Origin of the sequence: Paenalcaligenes suwonensis, assembly GCF_011290505.1 — a bacterium.
In the GTDB taxonomy this organism is placed as follows: domain Bacteria; phylum Pseudomonadota; class Gammaproteobacteria; order Burkholderiales; family Burkholderiaceae_B; genus Paenalcaligenes; species Paenalcaligenes suwonensis.
In genome coordinates, this window is record NZ_JAANPV010000004.1 from 14,243 (window position 1) to 27,827 (window position 13,585).

The 13,585-nt window shown below is 51.2% G+C and carries 11 protein-coding genes; 7 read left to right on the plus strand and 4 right to left on the minus strand.

Annotated elements, in window-relative coordinates:
• The first annotated feature begins 44 nt into the window (after positions 1-44).
• From GY634_RS07155 to GY634_RS07185, 7 genes are all read left to right on the plus strand, one after another.
• Positions 45-728 carry a GntR family transcriptional regulator gene (locus tag GY634_RS07155; RefSeq protein ID WP_166407871.1) on the plus strand — a complete coding sequence of 228 codons (684 nt, stop codon included), beginning with the start codon at positions 45-47 and terminating at the stop codon, positions 726-728.
• Between the two features lie 161 nt (positions 729-889).
• The gene (locus GY634_RS07160; RefSeq protein ID WP_166407872.1) at positions 890-1,930 is read left to right on the plus strand and encodes a Dyp-type peroxidase; all 1,041 of its coding nucleotides are present in this window, start codon (positions 890-892) and stop codon (positions 1,928-1,930) included.
• A 1-nt stretch (position 1,931) separates the two neighbouring features.
• Positions 1,932-2,735 (plus strand): family 1 encapsulin nanocompartment shell protein, encoded by an 804-nt coding sequence (locus tag GY634_RS07165; RefSeq protein ID WP_166407873.1) that lies wholly within the window; start codon positions 1,932-1,934, stop codon positions 2,733-2,735.
• 235 nt (positions 2,736-2,970) lie between these two features.
• Complete coding sequence (locus GY634_RS07170; protein WP_166407874.1) at positions 2,971-3,465, plus strand: RNA polymerase sigma factor; 495 nt, start codon at positions 2,971-2,973, stop codon at positions 3,463-3,465.
• A gap of 12 nt (positions 3,466-3,477) precedes the next feature.
• Complete coding sequence (locus tag GY634_RS07175; RefSeq protein ID WP_166407875.1) at positions 3,478-4,485, plus strand: FecR family protein; 1,008 nt, start codon at positions 3,478-3,480, stop codon at positions 4,483-4,485.
• 170 nt (positions 4,486-4,655) lie between these two features.
• Positions 4,656-7,163, plus strand: a complete 2,508-nt coding sequence (locus GY634_RS07180; protein WP_166407876.1) for a TonB-dependent siderophore receptor — start codon at positions 4,656-4,658, stop codon at positions 7,161-7,163.
• Positions 7,164-7,195: 32 nt separating this feature from the next.
• Positions 7,196-8,437 carry a YncE family protein gene (locus tag GY634_RS07185; RefSeq protein WP_166407877.1) on the plus strand — a complete coding sequence of 414 codons (1,242 nt, stop codon included), beginning with the start codon at positions 7,196-7,198 and terminating at the stop codon, positions 8,435-8,437.
• Positions 8,438-8,522: 85 nt separating this feature from the next.
• Here the strand turns inward: GY634_RS07185 and thiC are convergent, their stop codons facing one another.
• The 4 genes from thiC to GY634_RS07205 all read right to left on the minus strand — a co-directional run bounded on the left by thiC (position 8,523) and on the right by GY634_RS07205 (position 13,579).
• Positions 8,523-10,436 (minus strand): phosphomethylpyrimidine synthase ThiC, encoded by a 1,914-nt coding sequence (thiC, locus tag GY634_RS07190; protein WP_166407878.1) that lies wholly within the window; start codon positions 10,434-10,436, stop codon positions 8,523-8,525.
• Positions 10,437-10,834: 398 nt separating this feature from the next.
• Complete coding sequence (locus tag GY634_RS07195) at positions 10,835-11,554, minus strand: SDR family NAD(P)-dependent oxidoreductase (RefSeq protein ID WP_166407879.1); 720 nt, start codon at positions 11,552-11,554, stop codon at positions 10,835-10,837.
• Between the two features lie 24 nt (positions 11,555-11,578).
• Complete coding sequence (locus tag GY634_RS07200; RefSeq protein ID WP_242683636.1) at positions 11,579-13,099, minus strand: tripartite tricarboxylate transporter permease; 1,521 nt, start codon at positions 13,097-13,099, stop codon at positions 11,579-11,581.
• A 21-nt stretch (positions 13,100-13,120) separates the two neighbouring features.
• On the minus strand, positions 13,121-13,579 hold the full coding sequence (locus GY634_RS07205; protein ID WP_166407880.1) for a tripartite tricarboxylate transporter TctB family protein: 459 nt from the start codon (positions 13,577-13,579) through the stop codon (positions 13,121-13,123).
• Positions 13,580-13,585: the final 6 nt, after the last annotated feature.

The window sequence follows — 13,585 nt, forward strand, 5'->3', positions numbered from 1 at the left end:
ATCCTGTGCCATATTTGTGTTGATCATTTGCCCTTGAGCTGCCCATGTCGCCTCCAGCCCTTACTACTCCTACGTTTAGCGCCGTCAAACATGAAAGCATGGGAAGTCAGGTGTACCTGATACTGTCTCTTGCGTTAATAGAAGGCAGGCTCAAACCTGGTGAGCGCCTACGTATACGCGAACTAGCAGAAGAAATGGGCACCAGTGTGACCCCGGTACGTGATGCCATATTGCGCCTGGTACAGGATGGTGCGCTGATCATGCGTAGCGCTCGTGACATTCGAGTAAAGCAAATATCTTTAGCCGAATACTTAGAAATTCGCGATATACGTCTAGAACTTGAAGGTATGGCGGCCGCACGCGCTGCCGAAAAAGCCACCCCTGCTGACGTAGAAAGACTAGAACGCTTAATTACTGAAAACGAAGATGCCATCAAACGTGATGAACTCATTACAGCTACAGGACTAAACCAACGCTTTCACTTTGAGTACTGCAAAATCGCTGACATGCCTATCTTGTTAGAAATTTTGCGACGCCTGTGGCTAAAAATGGGCCCACTTATTGCCGAAGTCTACAGTGATGGGGGGCGTGACATGATTGATGGACACTATGCGTTGATTGAAGCCATGCGTAATAAAGATGGGCAAGCCGCTCGCATTGCTGTGCAAACCGATATTTTATCGGGCGGACAAGCGATTCTTGAATTAAAACGGCGCCAAGAACCCTAACCCCCACAACGTTAAACATATACAAACAGCCACAAACTCCCTACGCTGCGCGTTGGATTCACCCTGTAAATTCCTCTACAATGAATTGACAGCGGCCCTGTTTAGTACACGTGGCAGGGTCTTGGATTTAACAGAGTTTTTCAACACCAGCGTCGGAGCTCATGTCCTCTACAACCCCACAACCACAAGCTGTGGTAGCACCTATTACGCGCAGCGCCATCTATATTGTTGCCACTCTGGCTCCCAATACTGAACAGGACGACAAAGTACGCGCCTTATGCGGCAATTTGGCTGCCTTGGTTCGTTCAGTAGGCCATCGCGTATCCACAGGGCACTTATCCTGTGTCTGTGGTTTTAGCGATAGCGGTTGGGATCGCCTGTTTGGTAATCCACGCCCTGCTAACCTCCACCCTTTCCGCGAATTTCACGCGGGCGATCGCCAAGCTCCCGCTACGCCAGGCGACATCCTGTTCCATATTCGTGCCGAGCAAATGGATCTTTGCTTTGAGCTAGCTACCCAGATCATGAACCAGTTGGGTGACGCCATTACCGTGGTAGACGAAGTACACGGCTTCCGTTATTTCGACATGCGTAGCATGGTAGGTTTTGTGGACGGTACCGAAAACCCCGTAGGCCAAGAAGCCGCCGATTTCACCCTTATTGGCAACGATGACCCCGACTTTGAAGGCGGTAGCTACGTGTTGGTGCAAAAATACCTGCACGACATGGATGGCTGGAATCAACTGCCCGTTGAGACCCAAGAACGCATTATTGGCCGCACCAAGCTTTCAGACATCGAGCTGGATGATGCCGTGAAGCCTACGTCTTCACACAGCTCGTTAACCACGCTGGAAGACGAAAACGGCGACGAGATTAAAATCCTGCGTGACAACATGCCCTTTGGGAAACCCGGCTCTGGCGAGTTCGGTACCTATTTCATTGGCTATGCACGCAAGCCTGACCCCATTGAGCAAATGCTAGAAAACATGGTGATTGGTCGCCCACCGGGCAACTACGATCGCCTGCTGGACTTCAGCCGTGCTGTTACCGGTGGCCTGTTCTTTGTACCTTCTGCTGAACTGCTGGAAGAACTAGAAACACGCACCCCAGATACCCAAGCCGACACAACGGCAGATGCCAGTGCTCCTGCGCCAGCATCCCACGACGGTTCCCTGAACATTGGTTCTCTAAAAGGACAGTAATATGAATAACTTGCATCGTGAATTAGCCCCCATTTCCAGTGCCGCTTGGGCACAGATAGAGGAAGAAGTCGCACGCACATTCAAGCGTTCTGTGGGTGCACGCCGTGTGGTAGACCTTAAAGGCCCTGGTGGTGTAGAATTATCTAGCGTCGGTACTGGCCATTTAAGCAACCTAACCTCCCCACACAAAGGGGTGACTGCGAAGGTACGCGAAGTAAAAGCCTTGGTTGAGCTGACTGTGCCTTTCGAACTGCAACGCGACGCCATTGACGATGTAGAGCGTGGCGCTAACGACTCCGACTGGCAACCGGCTAAAGATGCCGCCACCAAACTGGCATTTGCCGAAGACCAAGCGATTTTTGATGGCTATAAAGCCGCTGGCATTACGGGGATTCGCGAAGGTTCCTCAAACACCAGCATTGCGCTGCCTAAAGACGTCACCGACTACCCCACCGCTATTGGTAAAGCCCTGCAAGCACTGCGCTTAGAAGGTGTGGATGGCCCATATTCGGTATTGCTAGGCGCTGATGCCTATACAGCGCTGACTGAAGCCAGCGACGGCGGCTACCCCGTGATCGAGCACATCAAACGCATTATCAGCGGCGACATTATCTGGGCTCCCGCGCTAAGCGGCGGCTGCGTAGTGTCTACCCGTGGTGGCGACTTTGAACTGCATTTGGGTCAAGAACTGTCTATTGGCTACCAAAGCCATACCGACAAAGTGGTGCGCTTGTACCTGCGCGAAACACTGACTTTCTTGATGCTGACTAGCGAAGCATCGGTTTCCTTAACACTGAAACCCTAACTCGTTGCCACACCTGTTGCAGGTGTAGGCCACGACGAACAAAGGCGTAATGGGTAATCATTACGCCTTTGTTGCTTGCCCGTTCACCGCGTGGCAACCCACACACAACCCCATGGTTTTCGCTGTCACTACGCAGCAAATTCACCCCACTTTGTATCTGAGCCTGTACGTAACGCTTTTTTTACCGCATAATCGCACACTGTTATTGATAATCATTTCTATTTGTGGCGGTGGCATGAAAAGCCGTTCCTCCCGGCAAAAAGGCTGGCTGGCACATTACACAGAGCTCATTAGTTCATGGGCCAAAAAACACCCACATTCTCCCGATGCTGAAGACGCAGTGCAGGATGTAGCGGTGAACATGATCCAGATGGAACACTCTGCTGTGGACTACATGCGCGCCTATCTGTTTCGCAGCGCTATTAATGGCGTCAACCGTCAGCACATAGAACGACAAAAAGTGAGCCTGCTGTCGCTAGATGAACTAGAAGAAGCAGAACACCCGTTGGTATCGCATGTGGAAACCGATGCCTATGCGTCTGAGCTCACGCAGCGGGTACAACAGGCATTGGCCGAATTGCCGCTAAAACAACAACAAGTCTTTGCGTGGCATCGTTTAGAGGGCTGGACGGTGCCAGAAATTGCCGCCCACATGCAACTTTCGGTCAGTAGTGTGGAAAAATACCTGAGTGCCGCATTGCGACATCTTCAACACCGTTTGCGTGAGTAGCACCAGCAGAAGATGAAACAGAGAGAACACCCTTACACCCTGCCCATTCCCGTAGACCCTGATGACGCTGCCAACTACTGGTTCACCCGTCGTCAAGGTGGATTGATGCAACCCGGTGACGAGGCACAGTTTCAATATTGGTTAGCCGACGATGCCGCTCACCCTCAGGCGTATGAAGAAATCTCTACCGTGTGGCGTCTGACACAGCGCGTACCCGATGCCGTCTTTAAAGCGGTGCTCCCCCCTGCTCCCGTTGCTACACCCACACCCTCTAGACGCCAGTTTTTATGGTGGAGCGGCGGCGTCGCCATGGCTGCCGTCACAGGATTCAGCATCCGCAGCCTGCTGCAAGAAGAGCCTCTGTTATTCCAAGAAAGTTATAGAACAGCTAGAGGCCAGCACCAAGCACTGCAATGGCAAGATGGCAGCACCGCATGGCTCAATACCGAATCGGTACTGCAAGTCATGTTTACGGCCTCACAACGCCTAGTCTTACTCGAACAAGGCGAAGCCTTATTTAAAGTGGGCAACGATAAACAACGCCCCTTTCTGGTGAAAACCAGCCAAGCAGAAATACATGCCAGCAGCGCTGAGTTCAGTGTGCGGCAAGACAATAGCCACACCGCGGTAACCGTACTGGCTGGCGAATTAGAAATGCGAGCTAACCAATGGTGGCACCGATCTACCGCCCTGCTGCGCCCTAACCAGCAATTACGTATTCCTACCGAAGGCGCATGGAGCGATATAGAAGTGGTGAACGCCACCGCCGTCGCCGCATGGCACCGCAATCAAGTCGTGTTTGATCGCACCCCCCTGCGCCAAATTATCCACGAGCTCAATCGCTACCGCGCGCAACCTATTTTTCTAGATGCTCCTTTGTATGAGTCGTCCAGATTAAGCGGCGTGTTTGAGCTGGATCGCATCGACGATTTCCTGCAACGGTTGCCAAACCTGATCCCCGTTAACGTCGTACGCCATGCCGATGGCAGTGTGATGATTGTGTCCAAAACTACTGTTTAAGCCACTCTCAGCCAGAAAGAAACATATAGTTACAATATATTAATGAGAATGATTACGGGTTTCGTTACGAATTCCACTCTTAGTACATAGAAGCAGTGATTGCATCATAGCGCCCACTGCCCGGGAAGGCCCGCCTAGCGGGTTCGCATGAAGCATATGAGTAGAACACTGTGAACAACCTCAACCCTAATAACACCACTCCTGTAGTGTCACACCTGACGCTCCCCTCTAGCCACACATCGAAAAAATGGGCATTTGCCACGTTACTGTGCTTAAGTTGCGCCGTGGCACAACCCTTGATGGCAGCCGAACAAATGGCTCGCCACATCAGTATTCCAGCACAGCCACTGACCACAGCACTGCTTGCGTTTGGTCAGCAAAACCACGTGCAGATTTACTATCTACCTGAGATGGTGGCAGGGTTACAAGCCCCTGCGATTGAGGGGAACTACACCCCACACGAGACGTTAAGCCGTCTACTACAAGGCACTGGGTTAATTGTGGAATGGGATGGTAACAGCGTTACCTTAAGCCGCACTCTGGAAGGCAGCACCAGTCAGCTAGCCCCTGTGCGTGTGCAAGGTACGGTTAGCTCTACTACTGAAGGCACTGGCGAATACATCATGGCGGGCACCAGCAATACCGCCACCCGCCTAAACATGGATACCCAACATACGCCGCAGTCTATTAGCGTCATGACACGCCAGCAAATGGATGACTTCGGCCTCACCAACTTTGATGAAGTATTGAACTTCACCACTGGTATTACGGCGGCGACAGCCTCACCCGGTGGTGGCTACCAGTTTCAATCGCGCGGCTTCTCTATCACCAACGTACAAGTAGACGGTATGCAAAGTAGCTACCGTTCAGCTGGACGTGGTGCGTTCAACCCCATTTCCTTGGACATGGATTTATACGACCGTGTGGAAGTGGTACGTGGCGCAACCGGTTTGCTGTCCCCCACAGGTGAACCTTCTGCCCTGATTAACTTAATTCGCAAACGCCCCCAAGCCACCTTTGGTGCACGGTTAAATACGCATATAGGCTCATGGAAAGACCGCCGCGTCACGGCGGATGTCACCGGCCCGCTGACGGAAGACGGTCGTTTACGTATGCGTGTTATTGGTTCGCACAAAGCGGCTGATTCCTTTATTGATAGAACCAACAATAAGAATAATTTGCTGTCAGGTATTTTGGAATTTGATATCACCGACAACACCATTCTGACCGCTGGCTACGACTTCCAAAACTCAAAGCTTCAGGGCGAGTCCAACATGGGTATTCCCCTGTTTGACTCCAATGGCGAGCGCATTGATGTGTCGCGCTCTATGTCACTGGCACCAGACTGGACCTACTGGAACAAACGCCACCAAAACGCGTTTATCTCGGTTGAGCATGAGTTCGATAACGACTGGACTGCCAAGATCAGCTATAGCCACCAACGTGACGATGGGGATGCCGTGATTACTGACTGGGGCGCTGGCGTGAACCCTGATGGTTCTGGCGTCGGCATACGCACCAACTTAGCCGCCGAAGGCTACCGCTTACAAGACAATCTAGAACTGTCGGCTAACGGCCCATTTGAGTTGCTAGGCCGCACGCACCAGCTGATGTTTGGTTTTAACGGTACGCGCAAACGCGATACCTCCTACACCATGAATATCAGCGACACCAACAACTGGTATATCCCGAACATCTACGATTGGGATGGTGCTATGCCCGAGCCAGTAGTCAGCCGCTCTGGCGCCTGGACCCGCACCCATACTAGAGAATACGGTTTCTTCGCCGGTACACGACTGAACATCATCGACCCATTAAATGTGATTCTGGGCATGCGGTTGTCGGACTATAAAACCTACCGCGACAACTACAACACCTCAGGCACCTTTACCGGTGTATCGGGCGAGCTGCGCAACAAAAACGAAATCACTCCCTACTTCGGTGTGACCTACGATTTCCTGCCTAACCTAACCGGTTATGCCAGCTATACACGTCTGTTTCAACCACAAGGCTACAAAGACAAAGAGGACAACTACTTAGACCCCATCACTGGTGAGAACCGTGAGCTGGGCTTAAAAGGTAGCTTGCTGGAAGAGAAAGTGCAGTTCTCAGTGTCAGCCTTCCAAACCAAGCAAAACAACTTGGCCGTGCTAGACCCCTCGGTACCCGACGACTTTGTGTTGCCTGATGGCAGCCGCCCTTATGTATCGTCAGGCGCCGGCAATAAAACCAAAGGCTTTGAGATCGAGCTAAGCGGCGCCTTAACCAACAACTGGAATATGTTTGCCTCGTACAGCTACGCCAGCACCAAAAATGGTCAAGGCGAACGCATCATGACGTACATTCCTAGCCGCACCTTCAGACTGGGTACTAACTACAGTTTCACCGGAGCATTACAAGGTTTAAGTGCAGGGGCAACGATTAACTGGTTTGGTAAACGTGATTTGTGGACAGCAGGTCGTGCCTACACCGCCAAAAACGGTAAAGCACTGGATGCCACACACAGCAGCTATGCGGTGGTTGGTCTGCACGCCAACTACCGTCTGAACCAACATTGGAACGCACGACTAACCGTGAATAACGTCTTTAACAAACGCTATTACGACAACTTTGTGATTTTCCGTGCGCGCTACGGTGCACCACGCAACGTGTATTTGTCAGTTGATTATCAGTGGTAATTCCACATTCATCCTATTGTGAGCCTACCCCTATGACACCCTTTGTTTCTCGTCCTTTTGTTCGTGGTTTGTACCTTGCCATCGTCGTGGGCTTATCTGCCGGCGCAGCACAGGCCAAGACACCACCACAACCCGTTTACCAACCTGTCACCGAAGCCCAGATAGTGCAGCAGCCTACCGCTAAAGAAGTGCTGGAAATTGTGTACAGCCCGAATCAGAAAAGTTTGTATGTATCGTCACCTAACTGGCAAGACGAAACGCTATCGCGCACACTGGTGCTAGACCCTAAAACCTTAGCGATTCAAGGTGAAATCCCTATGGAAGTGAAAAGTTTCGGGGTTGCCTTAGACGATGCCGCCAACCGCTTGTACCTAACTCAAGGTTTTAATGGCAGCATTGTGGCGGTAGATACCACCACCAACACCGTGCTGAAACGCATTCCCATACAAGACACCATCAACTTCCAAGACACCATTGCCGCCGCTGACTTCGGCCAAGAGCGCAAAGATGGTCTGTTGAAAATGTTGGAACGCTTTAAGGTCACCGACGACTACCAATACAAAACCCGCGAACTGGTTGTGGATAAGAAAAACCACCGCTTGTTCGCTCCCGGTTTAGGCTTAGGCTTTGATAGCGTGCTGTTTGTCGTGAATACCGACAGTCTAGAGCTAGAAAAAGTGATGCCAGGTTTTGGCTATAACGTGGCCGGTATCACCACAGACGAAGCCAATGACCGCGTGTTTGTGTCCAATATGCAAGGCCAAATCATGGTGGTTAACAGCAAAACCCTAGAGATTGATGACGTCTGGGAAGTAGAGGCTGACCAACTGATTAACTTAGTCTATGACCCAGCCCAAAACCGCTTGTTTGGCGTAGACCAAGGCATTGACCGTAACTCACCACGCAACTTGCACTTAGAGCGTGAGTACACCCGTCGCAGCCCTGGGCATCAGGTCTTTGTACTCAATGCAGACAACGGTAAAACACTGGCCGTCATGCCTACAGGCGAAGTACCTATTGGCGTGCGCTTTGACCACGACACACAACGCTTGTTTGTAGCGAACCGTGGCGGTGTACGTGAAGCAGAAGGCAAAGGTTCTATCAGCGTTTTCGACACGATTACCTACCAACCACTGCAAACCATTGAACTTGCACCACACCCCAATAGTTTGGAGTACATCCCTGCTGAAAAAGCCTTGTACGTCTCGGTAAAAAATGACGGCAATAACAAAGAAGCAGGCACCTTAGAACGCATGGTACGCCTACAGTTCTAAGCCGTTTTACATACACCAGTTTTGACTAACTACTTGACGGTAGCTTTTCCTCCCCACAGTGTGGGGAGGTTTTTTTTCGTCTGACTTACTCCACGTGGTACAGCAACGCGCCTTTTTGCACGAATTCTATGGCTTTTTCTTCCATACCTTTCTGCAATGCTGCTTCGTCTTCCACCCCTTTTTGCGCCGCATATTCTCGTACGTCTTGGGTGATTTTCATGCTGCAAAAGTGTGGGCCGCACATGGAGCAGAAGTGCGCGACTTTCATGGAGTCTTTAGGCAACGTTTCATCGTGGAATTCACGTGCAGTATCTGGGTCTAGACCCAGATTGAACTGGTCTTCCCAACGGAATTCAAAACGCGCTTTAGACAAAGCATTGTCACGTACTGCGGCACCGGGGTGACCTTTGGCTAAGTCGGCAGAGTGTGCCGCAATTTTGTAGGTGATAATGCCATCTTTCACGTCTTTTTTGTTGGGTAAACCTAAGTGCTCTTTAGGGGTGACGTAACACAGCATGGCTGTGCCGTACCACGCGATCAAGGCTGCCCCAATACCGGAGGTGATGTGGTCGTAACCCGGTGCGATGTCGGTTGCCAGTGGCCCCAAGGTGTAGAAAGGTGCTTCTTTGCAGTGCTCAAGCTGCAGGTCCATGTTCTCTTTGATTTTCTGCATGGGCACATGACCAGGGCCTTCGATAATCACCTGCACGTCGTGTTTCCACGCAATCTGTGTCAGTTCGCCTAGGGTTTTAAGTTCGGCAAACTGGGCTTCGTCGTTCGCATCGTAGGTGGAACCAGGGCGTAAGCCATCGCCTAGCGAGAAGCTCACGTCGTAGGCCTTCATGATTTCACAGATGTCTTCAAAGTGTTCGTAGATGAAGCTCTCACGGTGATGCGCCAAGCACCACTTGGCCATGATTGAACCACCACGGGACACAATGCCGGTCATGCGATTAGCGGTCATGGGTACGAAGGGCAAACGTACGCCCGCGTGAATGGTGAAGTAGTCCACACCTTGCTCAGCCTGTTCGATTAAGGTGTCGCGGAATATTTCCCATGTCAGGTCTTCGGCTTTGCCATTCACTTTTTCCAGTGCTTGGTAAATAGGCACGGTACCAATAGGTACGGGTGAGTTACGGATAATCCACTCACGGGTTTCGTGTATGTGTTTGCCTGTGGACAAATCCATCACCGTATCCCCACCCCAACGTATGGCCCACGTCATTTTCTCTACTTCTTCGGAGATCCCTGAACTCACTGCCGAGTTACCAATGTTGGCGTTAATTTTCACCAAGAAGTTACGCCCAATAATCATGGGTTCACATTCTGGGTGGTTAATGTTGGCAGGGATAATGGCTCTACCACGTGCGATTTCATCACGCACAAATTCTGGCGTGATCATCGCTGGTATAGATGCACCAAAGCTTTCGCCAGGATGCTGAAAAGTCATGCGCTGGGCAAGCTTTTCACCTTCGGGACCGCTTTGGCGTAAAGACTCTATGTATTCTTCACGACGCAGGTTTTCGCGTATGGCTACAAATTCCATTTCTGGCGTGATAATGCCGCGACGTGCATAGTGCATTTGCGTGACGTTAGCGCCCTCTTTCGCCCGTCTAGGTTTACGTGTCAGGTTAAAACGCATGTCGGCCAAGCTAGGGTCTGCCTGACGTTGGCGACCATAGTCACTGCTTACGCCGGGCAACACAATGGTATCGCCGCGCTCTTCAATCCATGCGTGGCGCACAGAAGGCAAACCGTCGCGCAAGTCAATGCGTACCGATGGGTCGGTGTACGGGCCACTGGTGTCGTAAATCGTAAGCGGCGGGTTTTTTTCGCCGCCCAGCATGGTGGGAGTGTCGGCTTGGGTGATTTCCCTGAACGGCACACGAATATCTGGGCGAGAACCCACTTGATAGATTTTGCGTGAACACGGTAAAGGCTGGATGGCGGCTTCGTCTACTGTTGCCGTATTAGCCAAGAAGGGGGTATTGGTTTTCATTGAAGCTCCGTAAGTAAAAAACCGGAGCCGAGTGGAGGAGTTCTGCCTACGCAAGGCATCAGAAGACACGAAACCGTGCACGATGAGGTCCTACATTTTGCATACAACTTAAAGCAGAACGCGCTTCCAGCGTCGGCATTATCCGTACTGGTGCGAAGGGACTCTCTCAACCCAATAAAGCGTAAAAAGCTCATTGAGTACCCCTGCGTCTGTTGGCGAGTATAGCAACAGCTTTTGTGCAATGACCAGAGCAGTTTGCTACTACCTAGTACAAACCCTGATTTTTCTAGCCTGCAGTCATTTTGCTTTTTCTTGCTGCTATTTGCCCATAAAAAACGCCTGTTAGCTAAACCAACAGGCGTTTTTACTTTCTTCGTTTACGTCTTTCTCAGAGGCACTTAGGCCACTAGGTAACCACCATCTACAGGCAAGATTACCCCTGTCATGAATGCCGCTGCATCCGAGCACAAGAAGGCTACTGCTTTTGCCACATCTTCAGGCGTACCCCAGCGGTTAAGCGGAGTACGGCCCAAAATAGCCGAAGATCGAACAGGATCGTTCTGCAAGTCTAAGGTCAGGGGTGTAGCAATCCAACCGGGAGCTACCGCGTTCACACGAATACCATCCGCCGCGTACGCAATCGCCAACGACTTGGTTAATTGCGCTACACCACCTTTACTGGCAGCGTAAGCTGGCACCAAGCCACCACCAAAAAAACTCAGCATGGACGCCATGTTCACGATAGAACCTTTGGTCTCGCCCAGTTTGGCGCGTGCATCGCTGCTGATACGCATTGTTCCAGTCAAGTTCACATCCAGCACTTGCTCGAACACATCTAATTGATGTTCTGCTTGGCGCTTGATAATACCTGCGCAGTTCACTACGTGATGCAACGGCTCATCGTTTTCGAACAACGCGTGCACAGAGGCTTCGTCGCTCACGTTCACCAGCTTTACTTGAATGTCTGGGTGCAATACGTTTTCCGTGCTGCCCAAACCGGCTGCTGTCACCGTTGCGCCCAAACTGTGCAAGTAGTTCGCAATACCTGCACCAATACCCTGTGTAGCACCAGTCACCAAGATATGCTGCCCTTGGAAGAGCTGTTCTTTGAAACTCATAATTACTATTTCTCGTAAAGTCGTTTAGTGAGCGGTAACGTCTGACGCGGCTGGCTTTTTGAAGATCAACTTACGCAAAACGCCACCAAAGATCAGGAAGAACCAGATCAACAACGTGATCCCGCCCAGCCACATGGCCAAGGGACGGTCATAGAACATGGACAGATCACCTTCAGCCTTGATCAAGGACTTCATCAAGTTTTCCTCAATCAGCGGGCCTAAGATCAATGCCAAAATCAGCGGTGCAGTGGGAAAGTCGTTTTCTTCCAAGAAGTACGCCACCAACCCCATCACCAGCATGATGCCTACGTCAAAAATAGAGTTGTTTGCCGAGTACGCGCCCACAATACAGAACATCAAAATAATGGGGTACAGAATGCTGCTAGGCACTGACAACACGCGACCTGCGCTACGAATCGCCAACCAACCCAATGGAATCATCAGCAAGCTGGCAACAATAAAGGTGATGTAAACGGAGTACACCAATGGCGCTTCGGTGATGAACACCATAGGCCCGGGGGTGATCCCCTTCATCAGCAACACGCCGATCACAATCGCGGTAACGGTATCGCCAGGAATACCAAACACCAGTGCAGGCACATAGGTACCAGTTAGCGAGGTATTGTTTGCCGACGCTGCAGCGATCAAGCCTTCAGGGTGACCCGTACCGAATTTTTCGGGTGTTTTAGAAAAGCGTTTGGAAATCGCGTAAGCCACCCACGCAGCGATATCTGCACCAGCACCGGGCAAAATACCCACGATAGTGCCCACCGCAGTGCCACCAGCCGCTTGGCCTTTGTACTTGTACAGCAGCTTACCGGTACCTTTAAACACCTGATCGGTCTTCAACGGCTTAGGTGCTTCTTGTGCAAAACGCATACTTGGCAATTTACGCAGCAACTCAGTCACCGCAAAAATACCAATCATGGTGGGCAAGACCGAGATACCCGCGCTGAGCTCAATGCTGTCAAAAGTCAGGCGTGGCATACCTACTACCGCATCAATTCCTACGGTGGATAGCAACAAGCCCAAACCTAAGGAGATACAGCCTTTCAACGGTTGCCCTTGCGACACTAACACCGCACTGGACAAGCCCAGCAACGCTAACCAAAAGTACTCATAACTGGTGAAGTTCAGCGATACGCGAGCCAGAGACGGCGCGAATTGCGAAATCACCATAATGGCCAGAATGCCCCCAATAGAGGAACACAACAGCATCACGCCCAGCACCTGACCGGGCCTACCTTTTTGCCCCATCAAGTACGCATCATTGGTGTAAGCGGCCGACGCTGGAGTACCGGGAATACGTAATAGCGCGGAAGGAATATCCCCCGCAAATAGGGTCATCACCGTTGCCGACACAATGGCAGCAATCGCTTGAATAGGGCCCATAAAAAATGTGACAGGCACCAACAATGCCGTAGCCATGGTTGCGGTTAAACCGGGGATAGCCCCCATGAACAAACCGAAAATGGCCGAACCTACGATCGTCAAAAAGACGTGCAGGCTGAATACCTGATCTAAGGCTTCAAGAAATGCAGACACGATTATTCCTTTGTAGTGATATCAGAACGGCATGGTTGGCAAAGGAACCTGCAAGACTTCGGCAAACACTAGCCACATCACCAGCGTTGTGCTGAGGGCCACGAGCGCCGCCATAATCCAACGTTGTGTTAGCCATCCAATCATGGAGAACACAATCACAAAACACAGTGGTGCGAAGCCCAACCAAGATTCAAACACCATGTACGCCACAATGGCCGCTGGCACACTCATGGCATACACAAAGGCAGCCAGCCATGGCTGGCGTACCTTTTTGGCCTGCCCTTTATTCGCTAGGTATTGACGCAGGCCTGAATACATTAGCCCCACACTACCCAGCAGCAGACCGCATGCGATCACTGATGGAAAAGTGCCAAGTCCATAAGGCAGTCCTGATAATTTGGGCAATGTCTGTGCATAGATAAGCAGACAAATACTGCCTACCGCCAAAATCAGTCCAGTTAATGCATCATTGATTCGCATGCTACT